This is a genomic window from Pseudomonas resinovorans NBRC 106553 (assembly GCF_000412695.1).
In the GTDB taxonomy this organism is placed as follows: Bacteria; Pseudomonadota; Gammaproteobacteria; order Pseudomonadales; family Pseudomonadaceae; genus Metapseudomonas; species Metapseudomonas resinovorans_A.
Genome location: NC_021499.1, coordinates 3,976,968 through 3,994,289 on the forward strand (window position 1 = coordinate 3,976,968; position 17,322 = coordinate 3,994,289).

The window sequence follows — 17,322 nt, forward strand, 5'->3', positions numbered from 1 at the left end:
TCGCGGCTCCTTCCACGGCCCGAGACCACCCCATGACCCAGCCGAACACCCCCGCACACCGCCTGGATGCGCTCAATGCGTTGGAGAAGGCGGACTTCGTCAAACTGCTCGGCGACATCTTCGAGCACTCGCCCGAGGTGGCCGAAATAGCCTGGTGCGCCCGCCCCTTCCAGTCCATCGAGCACCTGCACGAAACGATGATGGTGAGCATCCGCAGCCGCAACGTCGAAGCGCGCAAAACCTTCCTCGGCCGCCATCCGGAACTCTCCGCGGCCGCACTACGGGGTGGCGCGCTCACCCCCGCCTCTGCCGACGAACAGGCCAGCGCAGGTCTGCACGACCTGACACCGGAAGACGAAAGACAGTTGGAGCAACTGAACCGGCAATACCGGGCCCGGCACGGCTTCCCCTTCATCATCTGCGTGCGTCACTACACCCGCGCCGGTCTCTTCTTCGAGCTGCGCAACCGCCTGGGCCGCGATACGGCAACGGAGTTGGACTGCGCGCTGGACCAGGTCCACGCCATCACCCGCAACCGCTTGCGGCAGCGCCTCTGCCACTAGCCCCGGTCACCGGGGGCGCTCAGGGCAAGGCGTCCGCCGGCACGAAGATCCAGCCCTCGCGCAGCGGGGCCTCCGGCCCGGGCTGCGCCAGGTCGCCCGGCCGATAGTGGAACAGCCAGGCGAGCAGCGCACAGGTCAGCGCATCTCGCTGGTCGGCGTGTTCCAACGCCCCGATCTCGGGGTATTCCCGCTGCAGCGTCGCCATGGTCGACGACTTCTTGCAGGCAGAGGGGTAGGCCTCGATGGCCCGCAGACGGCCTAGGTCGGACCAGATACCACAGGCTTCGATGTGCGGCGCGAAGCGGGCCAGCACATGGATGCCCTTGGTGGCCTGGCTGCCGATCATGTCCTTCACCGCCGACAGCGGGCTGATGCCGCGTTCGAACAGGAAGCGCTCGGTATGACGGAACAGGTAGGGATTGCTGGCGGAACCCTCGATGGACGTCACCGCCCGCCCCTGCACCAGCAGCTCGATGAAGGCGCTGGAGAAGGCCAGGGGAGTGTCGATGGCCAGCACCACGGGCGCTGTCGCGACAGACTCGGGGTCGACTTCGCACACGCTCAGCAGGCGGGCGACGAAATCCGTCGAATCCACCGCCTGGTTGATCGGCCGCCGCAGATTGCCGCGCCAAGGGCCGGCCCAGGATTTGCCGTTGCTCATCCAGGACCACCAGGGCATCGCGGCTGGCGGGGTTCTTGTCGCAGTTCCAGCCGCCGACATCCCAGCCGATGAACAGTGGCGCGCTACTCGAAAGCGTGTGCATGAGCGGAATCAGTCCCTTCGTACAACGTGGCGAACGGACGGAATACACGGGCACAGGAACGATTTCAATCGCGATGTGGGACCGAATCACGCAGTAGGATGCGCCGCGCGCACCGCGCCGAAATTCTCGGTGCGCACGGCGCACCCTACGGAACTGGGTCGTAGCCCGGATGAAGTCCGGGAATTGGCAAGGCTCGACAAACTAAAGGGCGACCACAAGGCCGCCCTTTCTGGCCATGTAGGCCAGGGAAACGAAACCTGCTGTTAACGCTGCAGCCAGGCCTCCGCCTCCGCCGATTGAGCCGAACCGAAGGCCTTGATCTCGAGCCCCGGGATCAGCGCGCCTTCCAGCTCGCTGGCCTTACGGACCCAGCCCTTGTCGGCCACCACCGCCATGCGATCGAAGCGCCGCACCACCTTGAACAGCTGGGGCAGTTGCGAGACTTCCACCGCCATCGCGCCCAGGGTCGGCATTTCGAAGCTGCCCACCCGGTAGAGCATGCGACCGTGGGCGATGCCCTCGGACTGGCTCGCCAGCTCGGCGAGGCCGGTTCGCATCTCGTTGCTGTCGAGCTTGCCGGCGAAGTCGACGTCGACGCGGTTCGCGCCATTGCGCATTACCTGGAACATAGCCTTACCTCCATGGGAAGTGAGCTCTTTCACCATACGCCCACCGCTGGAATCAGCAAGATGCGCCGCCGCGCCTCAGTTCCTGGGCCAGATCACCGGGAACAGCGGATGCGTCAGGGGCGCGCCGGCCGGTAGTTGCTCCGCCAGCCCCGGGAACTCGGGCGAGGTGTTCCAGGGCCGGGGGGCGTGGCGCATGTCCTCGCCCAAAAAGCGCAGGGAAAAGGCCCGCCGCCGGCGCTGCCCACCCACGCCGCCGGCGGCGTGCAATGTGAGCATATGGAAGAACACCGCATCCCCCGGCTCCAGGGCCCAGCCGAGGATGTTCCAGCGCGAGCGGTCCGCCTCGATATCCGGCAGGTCCGCCAGGCTGCCTTCCGGGAACCAGCGCGCCTGGTTGTCGAGAAAGGTCCTGGGCATCAGCCAGGGCCCCAGGTGCGAGCCGGCGACGAACTCCAGGGTGGACTCCCGCGCCACCGGGTCCACCGGCATCCACATGCTGCAGTTCTGCCAGCCCTCGACGTTGTAGTAGGGCTGGTCCTGGTGCCAGGGCGTGCGCTGGCGGGTGTTGGGCTCCTTTACCAGCAGGTGGTCGTGATACAGGCGCGCCCGCTCGCACTGCATCAACTGCGCGGCCACGGAACCCACCCGGCTGTCGACGATGAAGCGGTGGTACTCCTCGAACTGCCGCCAGTTGCAGAAGTCCTCGAAGAACCAGCCGGGGTCGTCCGGGCTGCTGGCCACCTTGGCCCGCTCGCTGGGCGCGGCCAGGTTGCGTTCGATACCCCGTTCCAGCAGCGCCACCTCATCAAGGGTGAACAGCTGGCGGATGCACACCGCGCCGTCGCGCTGGAAGGCTTCGACCGTGGCAGGGGACAGCGGGAATTCGTACATAAGATGCTCCTTTCTCATCAGGACAACTCCAATGCCTCCTGGCCGTCCTCCTTCGGCCGCACCCAGCGCCAGTAGGCCAGCGACAGCAGCACCAGCCAGCCGACACCGACATAGAGGGCCAGCCGCGTATCGGGGAAGACCGCCAGCACCCCGAGAATGAACAGCATGAAGACAATCGCGAAGTACTGCCCCCAAGGCCAGAACGGCACCGGGAAGTCCAGGCCCACGACCTCCTCTGGCCCCAGCCCACGGCGCATCGCCACCTGGGAGAGCAGGATCATCAGCCAGACCCAGACCACCGCGAAGGTCACCAGGGAGGCGAACACCAGGAACAGCTCATTGGGCAGCAGGTAGTTGAGCAACACACCCACGAGCAACGCGATGGACATCACCAGCACCGTCATCCAGGGAACCCCGTGGCGCGACAGGCGCGCGAACCCAGCCGGCGCCTGGCCATTCTGCGCCATGCCGTAGAGCATCCGCCCGGTGCAGAAGATGTCGCTGTTGATGGCCGACACCGCCGCCGAGATCACCACCACGTTGAGCAGGCTGGCCGCCGAGGCGATGCCCAGGCCGCTGAAGATCTGCACGAAGGGGCTGCCCTGGCTGCCGATCTTCTGCCAGGGATAGAGGGCCATCAGCACCAGCAGGGTGAGCACATAGAACAGCAGGATGCGCAGCGGCACCGAGTTGATCGCCTTTGGGATCATCCGCCTCGGGTCCTTGGCCTCCCCCGCCGTGAGGCCGATCACCTCGATGCCGCCGAAAGCGAACATCACGATAGTGAAGGACGCCAGCATGCCCTCGATGCCGTTGGGGAAGAAGCCACCATGCGCCCAGAGGTTGGAAAACCCCGATGCCGCCGCCGAGCCGTCGCCCAGTTGGATGCCCAGCAGCAACACCCCCAACCCGGCGACGATCATGGCGACTATGGCCAGCACCTTCACCAGCGACAGCCAGAACTCCAGCTCGCCGAACACCCGCACGCTGCACAGGTTGAGCGCAGCGATGCACAGCACGATGCCCAGCACCCAGATCCAGCGCGGCGTGTCGGGGAACCACAGGCCCATGTAGACGCCGAAGGCGGTTACATCCGCCAGGCACACCATCATCATCGAGAAGGCGTAGGTCCAGCCGGTGAGAAAGCCCGCCCAACGTCCCAGGTGCTGGCTGGCGTAGTGGCCGAAAGAGCCGGCCAGCGGCGTGCGCACCGCCATCTCCCCCAGGGCGCGCATCACCAGGTACACCGCCAGCCCGCCGATCACATAGGCCAGCAGCACCGACGGCCCGGCGCGCTGGATCGCCGCCGCCGAACCGTAGAAGAGCCCGGTGCCAATGGCCGAGCCCAGGGCCATGAAGCGGATATGCCGGGCGTTCAGGCCACGGCGCAGCGTGGTGCCTTCCATTGCGTTGCCTCGCTTATTGTTGTTATCGAAACCGGCCAGCGCCTCGAGTGCCTGATTCAAACGTCTTCGGGTTCATCCCGGTGGTAGCGGGTCACCTGCTTGAAATCCAGGTAGCTCTCCAGCCCCCAGCGACCCAGCTCGCCGGCGATACCGCTCGGCTGCCTGCCACTCCAGGGAGTCGGCGGAACACTGGCGGGCGAGCCGTTGAGCCAGACGATATCGGCGCGCAGGCCGTTGGCGACGCGATCGGCGCGCGCGGTATCGGCGGACATCACCGCAGCGGCGAGCCCTGGGCGACCATGGCTGGCCAGTGCCAGGGCTTCCGCCTCGGTACGGAAGCACTTCAGGCAGAGCACCGGGCCAAGGATCTCCCCGCGCCAGAGCGGCGACCTGATATCGGGTTCGTAGAAGAGCGCCGGCTCGATGAAATAGCCGGTCGGCAAATACCGGGGACGCCTGCCGCCGATCAGCAGCCGCCCATCCTGCCGGCCTTGCTCGATGGCCATCATCACCTGCCGGTGATGCCAGGAGTTGATCAGCGGCCCCAGTTGCACCCCTTCCACCATCCCGGGCCCCAGCTTTACCTCCTGGGCGGCCTGCACCAGACGCTCCAGCAGGCGCGGCGCGATGCGCTCCTGCACCAGTACGCGGGAAAGCGCGCTGCCCACCTGCCCCTGGTTCCAGAGGCAGCCGGAGACGATCCACTCCACCGCCACCTCGATATCCACATCGTCGAACAGGATCAGCGTGGACTTGCCGCCCAGCTCCAGGCTGATATTGCGGATATCGGCAGCGGCCGCCGAAAGGCTCCGCACCTCGTTGGGCAGCACGCCGTCGAAGGCCAGCCTGTCCACGCCGGAATGCCGGGCCAGGATGCGACCGGCCTGGGCCCGATACCCCGACAACACATTCAGCACCCCCGGCGGCAACTCGACCCGGCTGGCCGCCAGCCCCAGCTCGAGAGCGCTCAGCGGCGTGAGCTCGGACGACAGCAGCACACAGGTGGCCCCCGCCGCCAGTGCGGGAGCCACCGTCCAGGCCGCCATCAGCAAGGGGTAGCTCCAGGGGATGACCTGCCCCACCACCCCCACCGGCCCATGGCGGACGCGACAACTGAAAGACGCATCCTCCATATCCCGCAACTGGTCCTGCCGCCCATCCAGCTCCCGCGCCAGCTCGGCGTAGTAGCGGAAGCAACCGATGGCCTCGGCCACATCCCAGGCCGCCCGCGCCAGCGGCTTGCCGTTGTCGCACACCTCCAGTGCCGCCAGGTCGTCATTGCGCTGCTCCAGGTTATTGGCCAGGGCTTCGAGGTAGAGCGCCCGCTCCTGACCCCGCGTATGCCGCCACTCGCGATCGAAAGCCCGGCGCGCGGCCGTCACCGCCTGGTCCACATCCTCCTCGCCAGCCGCCGCGAGATGAGCGATGCAAACCTCGGTAGCCGGATCGATACTGCTGAACTGGTGCCCCTGCTTCGGCGTCCCCCAGCGCCCATCGATGTAGAGCGTGGCCTCGCTCATGGTGGTTTTCCTCGCGCGACGTTGTGGAGCGGCCCAGGCTATCCAGCGCCCCGCCCATGCCCCATATGCTGAAAGGGGTACGACTGCCGCGTGAGCCGGTGTCCTCCGTCTCCGTCACTCACCGCCCTCAAGAGCGCCTCAACGCCTCAACGAACAGCGCCAGCAACTCCGACTGGCTGCCGATGGCCAGCTTCTCGTAGAGATTGCGCCGGTGCACCTTCACCGTCCCCTTGCTGATGCACAGCCGCTGCGACGCCGAGGCATTGGTATGCCCCTCCAGCAGCAGCCGCGCCACCTCGCACTCGCGCTCCGTCAGCACACCCCGGCCGAAGCGCGCGATCACCGCCCCCACCCGGTCGAGCCCATCACCCCCCTCGCGCCGATACACCGCCCAGGCCGAACGCAGCACCGGCTCCACCACTGGCGCCGCACTACCCAGCAAACGCAACTCCTCCGCGCCGGATTCCCCGCCGTGCAACAAGAGCAGCACCGCCCTGCCCCGCCCCTCGAGACTGACGATAAAGCCGAGCGCTTTCCCCAACCCCAACTGACGATGGCAACGCCGGAACAACTCCCCTTCCCCGAACCCCTCCTCCGCCAGCTGCCCAAGGCTGTACAGCCCATCCGCCACAGCGGAGCGGCAGGCGACATGGAAGGGGTCCATCCCATACAGCCCCGCCCGGTACTCGCCCACCAGGTGCGGCCGCAGACCGGGTGGCAGGCTGTCGAACATCGCCAAGGGAGGGGAACGCCCTTCGTGGACGAAGAACAGGACGTGATCGGCAAGGCCCAGGCGTTGCAGCCAATCGGCGAGCGCCCGTAGCTGAGGATGACCCGGCGGTTGCGCCAGGACGGCGGCGATGTCGCGGGTCCATTGGGTGAGCTGTCCGTGCATGGTTGAACTCCAGAGAGCTGGAACTCCTGATAGCCGTCTATTTAGAAATCTAAACAACAACCGACAAGGAATCTAAACCATACCCCGTTTAGCATCCTGAACCATGGAATTTTCTGATCGTGTCAGATTGCGCATGAAAGCGCTGAAGCTGAGCTCAAAGGTGCTCTCCCTCAAGGTGGGCGTAAGCAAAGGCTCCGTCAGCCATTGGACCAGCGGCGCGAACAAGACGGGTGGCGAACGCCTGATTGCCCTCGCCAAAGCCCTGGAATGCGACGCCGCCTGGCTCGCCACAGGCGAAGGCCACCCCACCCCCACCACGGCAATCAGCACCTATGGCCAGGCCTCCATTGCTGGCGAATCCCGGGAAGCCACCACAGCCATTATCCTGGAGCTGCTGAAGAAGCACGCGGGCAAGAGCCTGAACGCCGCCGCCAAACTACGCGTCGCCGAGGCCGTGGCCGAAAGCCTGGAAACCAGCCTGTACAAGGTCCGTGAATCCGCCGAGTCCGCTGCCGCTCAACTCGAGGTTCGAGAAGGCGATATCTGCATTCCCCATCTCGACCTCAAGGCCCTGGAACCCCACGGCAAACTGCCCGCCGACTACAGCGAGGCCGTGCGCAGCCTCACTGTCAGCGAATCATTCCTGCGGGAACAAGGCTTGCGCTACACCAGTGCCGACCAGCTTGCCGTCGTCACCCAGTGGGGACAGGGCATGGAAGGCACGATTAATGATCGGGACCCGGTCATTGTCGATTGCGGTGTGAATGAATTCGGCGGAGAAGGCCTGTATGTGGTCAGCTGGCGTAACCATCTTTACATCAAGCGGGTGCAGATGGAGGATGCCGACTACTACAAGCTGATTTCGGACAACGCGAAGTACGAGAACCAGAAGGCCGGGATCGAAGACGTGGTCTTCCACGCCAAGGTGCTGCTGATCTGGAGCGTTCGGAAGGTCTGAGCCAACAACGACAAGGAACTCGCGATGCGCAATGCACTCCTGCTTTTCGCTGCACTGCTGATGGCGGGCTGCGCCGACAACCCAGTCAAGGAAACGCCTGCCGCGCCACTTGTGGTCCCCGCTGATTCCCGGACGCAACTGATCGTCAACTTCAAGGCCGACGGCCGGGTACTCGGGAATGCCCACTGGGATGAATTCGTAGCCTCCTGGCGGGCGGCGATCCAGCGTGAAGCGTCGGCCTTGGGATACAGGGTAAGTGAGCAAGACGGCCCCATTCTGGCCTCCACCGATCCGGGCTTGCTCCTAATAATCATCGTGGACGACTTCCGCTATGCCACGGAGGCCGCTGGCGACGATGAGCCATTAATAGAAGCGAGGGCCATCTACCTAGATGCGCAAACACTCAAGGGGTACGGAGAGCGCAGCTACAACACGACATCCCCCGCCTGGGAAGAGATTTCCTCAGAACTGAGCAATGTGCAGGTCCGCGCACTCACCAAGAGCCTGGTCGGCGAGATCGGTCCGCCAAACAAAACCGCAACCGCAACTGCCACGCCATCCGCGCCTGTCGCAGCGCCAGTTGCGATAAATGAATCGCCCCTAGTTTCGTAGACACCTCCAAGCCTCATAATGAGGCCCATTAGGAGGTGCCATGAGCAACCAGCGTTACCCCGAAGAATTCAAAATCGAAGCGGTCAAACAAGTGACCGAGCGCGGCCTCCCCGTAGCCGAGGTGGCAGCGCGGTTAGGCATGTCGGTGCATAGCCTGTATGCCTGGATCAAGCGCTACGGCAAGCCCCAGGCGCAGCGGCAGCAAGACGACGATCAGCAGGCCGAACTGCGTCGTCTGCGCGCCGAACTCAAGCGAGTGACCGAAGAGCGAGACATCCTAAAAAAGGCCGCCGCGTACTTTGCCAAGGAGTCCGGCTGAAGTACGCCTTCATCAGCAAGCTGTCGGTGGAGTACCCGGTTCGACGTCTCTGCCAGACCCTGAAAGTGCATCCCAGCGGTTACTACGCCTGGCTGACCGAGCCGAAATCCGTACGCGCCAAGGAAGATCAGCGCCTACTCGGGTTGATCAAACATGCCTGGCTGGAAAGCGGTGGGGTCTACGGCTATCGCAAGATTCACGACGACCTGCGTGAGCTGGGGGAGTCCTGTGGCCGGCACCGCGTGGCTCGCCTGATGCGAGGAGAAGGGCTGCGCTCACAGACCGGCTATCGGCGGCGCCCCGGCTATTACGGCGGCCGGCCAACGGTGGCTTCGCCCAATCGCCTGGAGCGGCAATTCAACGTTAGTGAACCGAACAAGGTCTGGGTCACCGACATCACCTACATCCGCACCTATGAAGGCTGGCTGTATTTGGCGGTGGTGCTGGATCTGTTTTCACGCCAGGTGATCGGCTGGTCGATGAAGCCACGGATGTGCAGCGACCTGGCTATCGATGCCCTGTTGATGGCGGTGTGGCGGCGCAAGCCCAAGCAGGAAGTGATGATCCACTCCGACCAGGGCAGCCAGTTCAGCAGCTCGGACTGGCAGAGCTTCCTCAAGGCCAACAACCTGATCAGCAGCATGAGTCGACGCGGTAACTGCCACGACAACGCGGTGGCGGAAAGCTTTTTCCAGTTGCTGAAGCGGGAACGCATCCGACGAAAAACCTACGGCACCCGCGAAGAAGCCCGGAGTGATGTGTTCGATTACATCGAGATGTTTTATAACCCCAAACGCCGGCACAGCAGCGCTATGCAGCTATCGCCAGTGGAGTTTGAAAAGCGTTATTTCCAGAGCTTGGAGAGTGTCTAGGAAAGCCGGGGCGATTCACCCGAAGCGTTTGCAGGCTAGCATAAATCTGGCTGAATCAGCCCCCATCCTCGATAGAGCTCATCAGAGTCATTGCTATAGCAGCTCTTGTAGCGGACATCCACAAAAGGCTGCTGCCGGCAGATTCTGTTGAAAACTCCCTCGACAATATCCTTCGCCGAAAGTACGTAGTTAAGGCTGAAAGCTGACTCATTGCTGTGATCGAGCTGCACTAGATTTCACGTAGCAACGCTCGATTCGGACATTTTTCAGGCTATGAACAAGCAGCCCTGTCGCGCACCGAGTTTTTCAACAGAGTCGGCCATAATCAGACACTCGCGATTTATCTAGGCTACGTGGGGCTCTTCAATCCTACCAGCCTATGAACTTGAGGGCTGAGAGGGTCAGCCCATCACTATGACCGAGACGAGACTGCTGCCCGCACTGCCAGTGCAGTTTCATTCAGCCAAGCCCATAGAACGCGTGCAACTTCGCCAGCTCATCGAGGCCTCGACCGAGCATTCGCCTATATCCAGCCCTGTCAGTAATGAAAGGAGAGAAAAGGCTGTGCCCTAACCACTGATCAAAGCCGTCCTGCGTAACGCTCGCCACCGCCATCCCCACAGAACGAACGTCTTCGAAGCGCCCATACTGAGGGTTGTCGATACTCAGGTCTCCATAGACGTATGGTGTGCTGTCTCGCAGCTCGCCCCATCGAATGAACGAGGCTCTTCTGACCTGGCACGGAACACATCGTCCGCAATGCTTGTACCCAAACCGTTGAAAACGCCCACAGCTGGTTGATGTCACAGCATGCTGCTTGAGCAGATATTGGTTCAGACATCCCGCCATCATCTCGCCCTTGGTCTTCAGCGCGTATGGGTTCTGAATCTGAACATTGATACCAGCAGCATCGAAGATCTGCTGTAAGCGACCAAGGTATTCAGGATGTGCGGTTCGGGTGCTCAAGCTACCAAGTCGAGTCACGGTCAACGGCGGGTTGATTGCGATGAAGCCATTCTCGCAAATGTAGAGAGGCACCCGACCACCCTGATGGTACCGATCAAGAGACGTCGCAACGGCCAATCCAAATGCTAGGAAAACGATGGATCGCGCCCGCTGAGAGGGCTCCTGAGGCCCCGGAGATCTGGCAACGTGATTGAGGCCGATCCTGGACAATCCAAGACTCTGAGCGAAATCGCTCTGTTTCTTGCCGTCACCCCGGACCACCTGGCTGACGGCGTAAGGCTTCACCCCCTGGGTGACCAGGTCAATTGCGCCAATCAAGCTATCCATTCCCCCAGATAGCAAGGCAACCGACTCTTCTCGGGGATGCAATGCTTGCAACTGTGGAGGTGGCCTATAGCCGCCCGGATGAAAAACGAACGTCCACACATCGGTCGTCAGAAAACCCAACGCAGCTTCCAGTGCTCGTGCCTGGGCATTCCAGAACACAGGATCCTGAACCGCGATGTGAAGTTCGAGCGTACGCGTCCAGCCATCCGCGCTTCTGGCGCGCAGATCGGTAAAATCTGCCGCGACGACGGAAAGAGCAATGCTCAGAAAATCCCATGCCTGAGGTGAGATTTCCAAGTGGGCCTTCTCAAGCAGGTGACGGGTGTACCCTCCAACACTGACTTGTCCCTTTTCCGCCTGGCCATAGATCACCACCGGCATTGCCTGCTCGACAGATCGCACCTGAAATCCAGCAGGGCCACATACGAACTTCATTCGACATACCCCTCAAAGACCTCAAACGTCTCCTGTAGTGCCTGGGTCACGACTTGGGAAATGCGCCCTGTCGTCAACCGTGCGCCATTGGCAGCAATGGTGCGAAAAGAGGCCGATACACATTCCTTGATGTACTCCTTGATCTCCTTCAGCCGACGCACTGCAACCAGGGCCGATGATGCCTTCTCCTGGACGGTTTTCCCCAAATCAAGCTCGTACCGGTGAAACACATCCATCGCGGTGAAGCGCTCGATAGCGTAGGCCCGCTCTTCAGGAGCCAGGTTAAGCAGATCGGCGTTGGGATACTTCACGAGGACATCGGACAGCGAACCCCGAATCGATGCCCGCTCTGCCTCTGCATCTTGAGTCCCATCGACAGGCCGTACGGCCTCGACTAGCGCGTCCATGACTTCCGAAGCAGATCGACCGTTCAGCAGGACGGGGTCAACGGGATTCGCATTGGCCTGACTGGTTCCTTCCGCCACCGACTGAAGGGTACCGCCCAGCATCGCGGCAACAGCCGCCGTACCACCAAATCGAGCCGTAGTGGTCTTGGCACCCCCGTACCCATGTTTGACGTAGTGCTTTAGGCTGCGTTGAAGGCCGCTGCGATCACCGCTCCTGGCGTAGTCACCTAATCCCTTGCGCGCACCCCCAAAGCGGCCTGGCGGCGCTAATGGAGGTGGCGACGACGGTGCAGTCTTGGGCTCGTTATCACCGTCAGGGAATTCATCAGACTGCCCATCCTGATCAACCTGATCCTCTCCAGGATCTGGCGGCTCAGGGGCTAGCTGAGCCGGTGGCTCTGGAGGCTCTGGAGGCTGAGGTGGGACAGGTAGTGGTGCCGGTGGCATCGGCGGCAACGGAGGCGTCCACGGAGGCACCATCGGCACCCCCTTGCCTGGCCCGTCGCTATTTTGTGACGTTCCCATTCAACTTCCTTATCGCGGCCTTAACAGGAGTACTGACATCAAGGCTTTGCCAGTAATCGAATACAGACTTCGCCCAACTCTCATCTTTGAGCTTCGGAACGATCCCAGCTTGGATCTGTGCGGGCGGGCGCTCTTTCAAAAACGCAGCGAGGCGTGGGCCCTGCAATCCATCGATGCCAGCAATAACCAGCATCGCGTCCAGAACGGGCGGTACGCCCCATTCCTGCTCGTTGCCCGCCTTGTCGAGCAGTCGATCCATGATGACGCTGAGTTCTAGGGGGGCAATCTGCCCAAGCGCCCCCTTGAGTTGAGGTGCCATATCGGGCGAATCGAGCAGCGCGGTCAGCAGCTCGACAGCGTTCGAAGAAAGACGATCTTCGTCCGTGATGATCGGTGCATGCTCGCGGCTGACGTAGATGGCACCTCGCAAATCCTTGTCCGCCAGTGCAGGTGGCAAGGCTAGCCACTCCTTCACAAACGGGTGATCCCAAGGCTGATTCAAGGTGAAATCCTTACCCTGTTTCACATCAGCTTCCCAACCGGCGAGCATTTCGGGCTTGCCGTGCTTATCCGACGCAACCGCTTTCATCAGTTCTTCAAAGGCCTTCGGATTGCCGCTGCGCTCAAACAACATCAACTTGACCAGCGCCGCTTCATCGACACCCACGCCGTGGGCACGTGAGATGCTCATCCGGATCGCCAGGGCGTTCAGAAAACGCTTGATGAGCCGGGGATTGCCGTGAATACCTGACGCCGAGGTCATCACCGCAGCAAGACGCTCTGCGGTGTCGAATTTACCGATCAGCTCCGCAGGGTATTTCTTGGACAGGGACTGCATGAAGGCCCGGTCGACCCTACCACCTTGCCATGTTGTCCGAAGCTGATCGCGAACTTTGACGCGAATGGATTCGACCTCCTCCTTGGGCAATCCACTGTTCTCGGTGAACAGCATCATCATGTACGCCCGGACTTCCTGCGTCCCCAGAGGTGGTACCCGAATTGGAACCTGGATTAGCTTGTCGAAGTAGCTGGTGACCAGCACGTCATCCGGAACGCCGCTGAAATGTCGGCGCACCGCATGCTTGATCATCTCGTTGTCTGCCGCGATGACGAAGGCCGTGTTGCGCAGGAACAGGAACAGCCTGATGGCCTCAAGGGTCGAGATGGTCGTTTCGGGCAGACAGCGATCCAGATCGTCAATCAGCACAACGAGCGTGACGCCCAGCTCATCCAACACCGCCTCGAAATTCTCTCGAAGTGCTTGGATCTCCTTGGGCGGCGAAGGCTTCTTGGGTTTAGCTTTGATGAGCTGATTGGCCTCATCCGCCGCCTTCCCAGCTTTTTCATGGGTTGCGTCAATCGTCGCCTGATCAACGTCGCCAGACCACCATTGCTTGGCAAGGCCCCACGCATCACCGAGCAGGCCAGGCATCGGCACACCGGCGGCGACAGAAACTGCCGCCCCCCCCATAATCTTGGCCACCCGTAGCCAATTTACGCGCTCCCCCAGCTCGTAAACCTTGTCTAGAGCTGTCTGACGCGCCTCGGCCTCTTCCTGTAGACGGGACGCGATGACGTCCATCAACGCCGCACGGGCATCGTCATACCCTTGGTACAGCCAGGCATTGAACTCGACAAAAACAAAATCTTTTTCAGGCTTTTTCCCCGACTCCGGAGGGTTGCGCAGCGACGCCTGAATGAGCTTGATCATCGAGGACTTGCCAGCCCCCCAAGCACCAGAAACCCCAATGGAAATGGGACGCCCATTGGCCTGATAAACAATCTCTGCAACGGTGTCGGCAACCCCGGAAAAATTGAGGAAATCCGTATCTGTTTCGTTATCGACCCACATCATGCCTCTCCTTGGCCGCTGTTAGCATGAAGCCGTGGCAAGGCCTCCATAGTAACGGTTCCGAGGCGGATAGAGGCAACTGGCCATACGCTCTTTTCGGCGACACGTCCCTACGTGATGAGTCCCCAATGTGTCCCATGCCCAAAACGAAAAAGGCCAGTTCATTTCTGAACTGGCCTAGATCGTGGAGTTATTTGGTCGGGACGGAGTGATTCGAACACTCGACCCCTTGCACCCCATGCAAGTGCGCTACCAGGCTGCGCTACGCCCCGACGTTTGTTGCTCGCTCCGTGTTACCGGAACGGAGCGAACTATACTTTAAGCTTTTGAAAAGTGGAAGGTTTTTTTTAAATATCTTCACTTTCGCAAAACGTGGAGGACATCCTCGAGCTCAGCGATCATCTGGCGGATGAGCTGCTTGTACTGCGTGGTGTCTTCCTTGGCTTCGTCTCCGGAGAGGCGCTGGCGCGCCCCGCCGATGGTGAAGCCTTGGTCGTACAACAGTGCCCGGATCTGCCGAATCATCAGCACATCCTGGCGTTGGTAGTAGCGCCGGTTCCCGCGCCGCTTTACTGGGTTGAGCTGGGGAAATTCCTGCTCCCAGTAACGCAGCACGTGGGGCTTGACTGCGCAGAGTTCACTAACTTCGCCAATAGTGAAGTACCGCTTGCCTGGAATGGGCGGTAGCTCGTCGTTATGACTTGGTTCCAGCATAAGCTTCGACCCTGGCTTTGAGTTTCTGCCCTGGACGGAAAGTGACGACACGGCGAGCCGTGATCGGGATTTCCTCTCCGGTCTTCGGGTTTCGGCCAGGCCGCTGGCGCTTGTCGCGCAAGTCGAAATTGCCGAACCCGGACAACTTCACCTGTTCGTTGTGCTCCAGCGCCTGACGGATCTCCTCGAAGAACAGCTCCACCAGTTCCTTGGCTTCCCGTTTATTCAGGCCAAGCTCTTCGTAAAGACGTTCAGCCATCTCAGCTTTCGTCAGAGCCCCCATACGCTACTTCCTTAACGTGGCATTGAACCTGTCTTCCAGCGAGGTGACGATGTTTTGCATTGTGTTGTTCACCTCATCGTCAGTAAGAGTGCGCGATGGATGCTGCCAGGTCAAGCCGACGGCCAGGCTTTTTCTAAGCGGATCAATGCCTTTACCGTGATACACGTCAAATAGCCTGAGGTCAGTCAGCGATTCGCCAGCCGCTTCGCGGATGGTGGCCAGTACCGACTCGGCGGGAACCTCGCGATCCACCAGCACGGCCAGGTCGCGGCGCACTTCGGGGAAGCGCGACAGCTCGCTGAACGTCGGCAGCTTGCCTTGCATCACTTCGGCCAGTACCAGCTCGAACATGTACACCGGCTGATCCAGGTCCAGGGTCTTGGCCAGTTCCGGGTGCAGGGCACCGAGGAAGCCCACCAGGCGCCCTTCCCTTTCAATGCGCGCGGTCTGTCCCGGATGCAGCGCGGGGTGTTCGCCCGGCACGAAGCTGAAGGCAGCCAGGTCGCCGGCGGCGCCGAGCACGGCTTCTACATCGGCCTTGGCGTCGTAGAAGTCCACGGCGTCACGGCCGTGGGCCCAGGCTTCCGGCAGGCGGGAGCCGCAGAGCACGCCGGCGAGCATCGGCTCCTGCTTCAGGCCTTCGAGCTGGCCAACGAAGCGCAGGCCGCCTTCGAACAGACGCACGCGGGACTGCTGGCGGTTGAGGTTGTGTTGCAGAGCGCTGACCAGGCCCGGCCACAGCGAGGAACGCATGGCGGCCATGTCGGCGGAGATGGGGTTGGCCAGCATCAGCGGCTTCACGCCCGGACTGAACAGCTCGAACAGCTTGGGATCGATGAAGCTGTAGGTGATGGCTTCGTGGAAACCACGGGCCACCAGCAGGCGACGCAGTGCCGGCAGTTCAACGCGAGCCTCGGAGCGCGCGGTCGGCGCCAGGCGGGCTTGCGGGTAGCGAACCGGCAGGCGGTTGTAGCCATAGAGGCGGCCCAGCTCTTCGATCAGGTCCACTTCCAGGCTGATGTCGAAGCGGTGGCTCGGCACCTCGACGCGCCACTGGCCAGCACCGTCGGCGCTGATCTTCAGGTCCAGGGCGGTTAGCAGGCGCTCGACTTCGGCGACGTCCATTTCCATGCCGAGCATCTGGGTGATGCGCTCGGCGCGCAGGGTCACCGGGGCGACCTTGGGCAGGTGGGCTTCATTGACGGCTTCGATGATGGGGCCGGCTTCGCCGCCGACGATCTCGAGCAGCAGGCCGGTAGCGCGCTCCATGGCTTCGCGGGCGAGCTGGAAGTCCACGCCACGCTCGAAGCGGTGGGACGAGTCGGTGTGCAGGCCATAGGAACGGGCCTTGCCGGCCACCGCGATGGTGTCGAAGAAGGCGCTTTCCAGGAACAGGTCGCGGGTCTTGCCGCTGACGCCGCTGTGCTCGCCACCCATCACGCCGGCGATGGCCAGGGCGCGGTTGTGGTCGGCGATCACCAGGGTGTCGGGGCGCAGGGTGACTTCCTGGCCGTCCAGCAGAACGAGCTTCTCGCCCTCCTCTGCCATACGCACGCGAATGCCGCCGTTGATTTCGGCGAGGTCGAAGGCGTGCATCGGCTGACCGAGTTCAAGCATCACGTAGTTGGTGATGTCGACGGCGGCATCGATGCTGCGCACTTCGGCGCGGCGCAGGCGCTCGACCATCCACAGCGGGGTCGGGCGGGACAGGTCGACGTTGCGGATCACACGGCCGAGGTAGCGCGGGCAGGCGGCCGGCGCGGTCACTTCAACCGGGCGCACTTCGTCGTGGGCCGGCGCAACGGCGGCAACCTGCAGGCGCGTAACCGGTGCGGCGTAGAGCGCGCCCACTTCGCGGGCGAGGCCCGACAGGCTCAGGCAGTCGCCGCGGTTGGGGGTCAGGCCCAGTTCGATGATCACGTCATCCAGGCCGAGGTAGGCGCGGATGTCTTGACCAACCGGCGCATCGGCGGCCAGTTCCATCAGGCCGTCGTGGTCGTCGCTGATCTGCAATTCGGAGGCCGAGCAGAGCATGCCGTTGGACTCGACGCCACGCAGCTTGGCCTTCTTGATCTTGAAGTCGCCCGGCAGTTCGGCGCCGATCATGGCGAAGGGGATCTTCAGGCCAGGGCGCACGTTGGGCGCGCCACACACTACCTGGAAGGTCTCGGTGCCACTGCTCACCTGGCAGACGCGCAGCTTGTCGGCATCCGGGTGTTGTTCGGTGCTGAGCACTTCGCCAACGACCACGCCACTGAAGGCGCCCGCCACGGGGGTGACGCTGTCGACTTCGAGGCCGGCCATGGACAGACGAGCGACCAGCTCGTCACGGGATACCTGCGGGCTTACCCAGCTCCGCAGCCATTGTTCACTGAATTTCATCC

General features: G+C 62.3%; 16 protein-coding genes and 1 tRNA gene. 4 read left to right on the top strand and 13 right to left on the bottom strand.

The genetic code is table 11. The features are described 5' to 3' along the window. The first annotated feature begins 32 nt into the window (after positions 1–32). Positions 33–563, top strand: a complete 531-nt coding sequence (gene uraD / locus PCA10_RS17970) for a 2-oxo-4-hydroxy-4-carboxy-5-ureidoimidazoline decarboxylase (protein WP_016493493.1) — start codon at positions 33–35, stop codon at positions 561–563. Between the two features lie 19 nt (positions 564–582). On the opposite strand, the gene PCA10_RS17975 is transcribed toward uraD, so the two are convergent. The 6 genes from PCA10_RS17975 to PCA10_RS18000 form a co-directional block, all read right to left on the bottom strand. Then, on the bottom strand, positions 583–1,224 hold the full coding sequence (locus PCA10_RS17975) for a hypothetical protein (protein WP_016493494.1): 642 nt from the start codon (positions 1,222–1,224) through the stop codon (positions 583–585). A 366-nt stretch (positions 1,225–1,590) separates the two neighbouring features. Further along, positions 1,591–1,956, bottom strand: coding sequence for a SpoIIAA family protein (locus PCA10_RS17980; RefSeq protein WP_016493495.1), 366 nt, complete (start codon positions 1,954–1,956; stop codon positions 1,591–1,593). A gap of 75 nt (positions 1,957–2,031) precedes the next feature. Then, positions 2,032–2,847, bottom strand: a complete 816-nt coding sequence (locus PCA10_RS17985) for a phytanoyl-CoA dioxygenase family protein (protein ID WP_016493496.1) — start codon at positions 2,845–2,847, stop codon at positions 2,032–2,034. A gap of 17 nt (positions 2,848–2,864) precedes the next feature. Further along, entirely contained in the window at positions 2,865–4,253 is a 1,389-nt protein-coding gene (locus PCA10_RS17990) for an amino acid permease (RefSeq protein WP_041770335.1), read from the bottom strand. A gap of 56 nt (positions 4,254–4,309) precedes the next feature. Continuing rightward, positions 4,310–5,773, bottom strand: coding sequence for an aldehyde dehydrogenase family protein (locus PCA10_RS17995; RefSeq protein WP_016493498.1), 1,464 nt, complete (start codon positions 5,771–5,773; stop codon positions 4,310–4,312). A 127-nt stretch (positions 5,774–5,900) separates the two neighbouring features. Then, the gene (locus PCA10_RS18000) at positions 5,901–6,668 is read right to left on the bottom strand and encodes a helix-turn-helix transcriptional regulator (RefSeq protein WP_016493499.1); all 768 of its coding nucleotides are present in this window, start codon (positions 6,666–6,668) and stop codon (positions 5,901–5,903) included. A 133-nt stretch (positions 6,669–6,801) separates the two neighbouring features. On the opposite strand from PCA10_RS18000, the gene PCA10_RS18005 reads away from it, so the two are divergent. The 3 genes from PCA10_RS18005 to PCA10_RS18020 all read left to right on the top strand — a co-directional run bounded on the left by PCA10_RS18005 (position 6,802) and on the right by PCA10_RS18020 (position 9,429). Then, a complete protein-coding gene (locus PCA10_RS18005) occupies positions 6,802–7,626 on the top strand; it encodes a S24 family peptidase (protein ID WP_231866596.1) in 825 nt (274 codons plus the stop codon). A gap of 24 nt (positions 7,627–7,650) precedes the next feature. Beyond that, positions 7,651–8,238, top strand: coding sequence for a hypothetical protein (locus PCA10_RS18010; protein ID WP_016493501.1), 588 nt, complete (start codon positions 7,651–7,653; stop codon positions 8,236–8,238). 40 nt (positions 8,239–8,278) lie between these two features. After that, positions 8,279–9,429, top strand: a protein-coding gene (locus tag PCA10_RS18020) for an IS3 family transposase (protein WP_144276949.1) whose coding sequence is annotated in 2 segments (ribosomal slippage) — positions 8,279–8,516 and positions 8,516–9,429 — 1,152 coding nt in all. Because the reading frame shifts where the segments join, the coding sequence is not laid out codon by codon here. A 459-nt stretch (positions 9,430–9,888) separates the two neighbouring features. Here PCA10_RS18020 and qatC read toward each other — a convergent pair. The 7 genes from qatC to pheT all read right to left on the bottom strand — a co-directional run bounded on the left by qatC (position 9,889) and on the right by pheT (position 17,320). After that, positions 9,889–11,157 carry a Qat anti-phage system QueC-like protein QatC gene (gene qatC / locus PCA10_RS18025; protein ID WP_016493502.1) on the bottom strand — a complete coding sequence of 423 codons (1,269 nt, stop codon included), beginning with the start codon at positions 11,155–11,157 and terminating at the stop codon, positions 9,889–9,891. Further along, positions 11,154–12,089 carry a Qat anti-phage system associated protein QatB gene (qatB, locus tag PCA10_RS31265; RefSeq protein WP_016493503.1) on the bottom strand — a complete coding sequence of 312 codons (936 nt, stop codon included), beginning with the start codon at positions 12,087–12,089 and terminating at the stop codon, positions 11,154–11,156. The genes qatC and qatB overlap by 4 nt, the downstream gene beginning before the upstream one ends. Beyond that, positions 12,070–13,941 (bottom strand): KAP family P-loop NTPase fold protein, encoded by a 1,872-nt coding sequence (locus PCA10_RS18035; RefSeq protein WP_016493504.1) that lies wholly within the window; start codon positions 13,939–13,941, stop codon positions 12,070–12,072. The genes qatB and PCA10_RS18035 overlap by 20 nt, the downstream gene beginning before the upstream one ends. 195 nt (positions 13,942–14,136) lie before the next feature. Beyond that, a tRNA-Pro gene (locus PCA10_RS18040) sits at positions 14,137–14,213 on the bottom strand. A gap of 85 nt (positions 14,214–14,298) precedes the next feature. Then, on the bottom strand, positions 14,299–14,655 hold the full coding sequence (locus tag PCA10_RS18045) for a MerR family transcriptional regulator (protein ID WP_016493505.1): 357 nt from the start codon (positions 14,653–14,655) through the stop codon (positions 14,299–14,301). After that, complete coding sequence (gene ihfA, locus PCA10_RS18050) at positions 14,636–14,938, bottom strand: integration host factor subunit alpha (RefSeq protein WP_003282572.1); 303 nt, start codon at positions 14,936–14,938, stop codon at positions 14,636–14,638. Before ihfA ends, PCA10_RS18045 begins: the two co-directional genes overlap by 20 nt. A 3-nt stretch (positions 14,939–14,941) precedes the next feature. Continuing rightward, entirely contained in the window at positions 14,942–17,320 is a 2,379-nt protein-coding gene (gene pheT, locus PCA10_RS18055) for a phenylalanine--tRNA ligase subunit beta (protein WP_016493506.1), read from the bottom strand. Between the last annotated feature and the right edge of the window lie 2 nt (positions 17,321–17,322).

Coding starts and splice junctions, on each gene's coding strand:
- ihfA (WP_003282572.1), bottom strand. CDS start 14,938: ATGGGGGCTCTGACGAAAGCTGAGATGGCTGAACGTCTTTACGAAGAG.
- uraD (WP_016493493.1), top strand. CDS start 33: ATGACCCAGCCGAACACCCCCGCACACCGCCTGGATGCGCTCAATGCG.
- PCA10_RS17980 (WP_016493495.1), bottom strand. CDS start 1,956: ATGTTCCAGGTAATGCGCAATGGCGCGAACCGCGTCGACGTCGACTTC.
- PCA10_RS17975 (WP_016493494.1), bottom strand. CDS start 1,224: ATGAGCAACGGCAAATCCTGGGCCGGCCCTTGGCGCGGCAATCTGCGG.
- PCA10_RS18045 (WP_016493505.1), bottom strand. CDS start 14,655: ATGCTGGAACCAAGTCATAACGACGAGCTACCGCCCATTCCAGGCAAG.
- PCA10_RS18035 (WP_016493504.1), bottom strand. CDS start 13,941: ATGTGGGTCGATAACGAAACAGATACGGATTTCCTCAATTTTTCCGGG.
- PCA10_RS18005 (WP_231866596.1), top strand. CDS start 6,802: ATGAAAGCGCTGAAGCTGAGCTCAAAGGTGCTCTCCCTCAAGGTGGGC.
- PCA10_RS17990 (WP_041770335.1), bottom strand. CDS start 4,253: ATGGAAGGCACCACGCTGCGCCGTGGCCTGAACGCCCGGCATATCCGC.
- PCA10_RS17995 (WP_016493498.1), bottom strand. CDS start 5,773: ATGAGCGAGGCCACGCTCTACATCGATGGGCGCTGGGGGACGCCGAAG.
- qatC (WP_016493502.1), bottom strand. CDS start 11,157: ATGAAGTTCGTATGTGGCCCTGCTGGATTTCAGGTGCGATCTGTCGAG.
- qatB (WP_016493503.1), bottom strand. CDS start 12,089: ATGGGAACGTCACAAAATAGCGACGGGCCAGGCAAGGGGGTGCCGATG.
- pheT (WP_016493506.1), bottom strand. CDS start 17,320: ATGAAATTCAGTGAACAATGGCTGCGGAGCTGGGTAAGCCCGCAGGTA.
- PCA10_RS18000 (WP_016493499.1), bottom strand. CDS start 6,668: ATGCACGGACAGCTCACCCAATGGACCCGCGACATCGCCGCCGTCCTG.
- PCA10_RS18010 (WP_016493501.1), top strand. CDS start 7,651: ATGCGCAATGCACTCCTGCTTTTCGCTGCACTGCTGATGGCGGGCTGC.
- PCA10_RS17985 (WP_016493496.1), bottom strand. CDS start 2,847: ATGTACGAATTCCCGCTGTCCCCTGCCACGGTCGAAGCCTTCCAGCGC.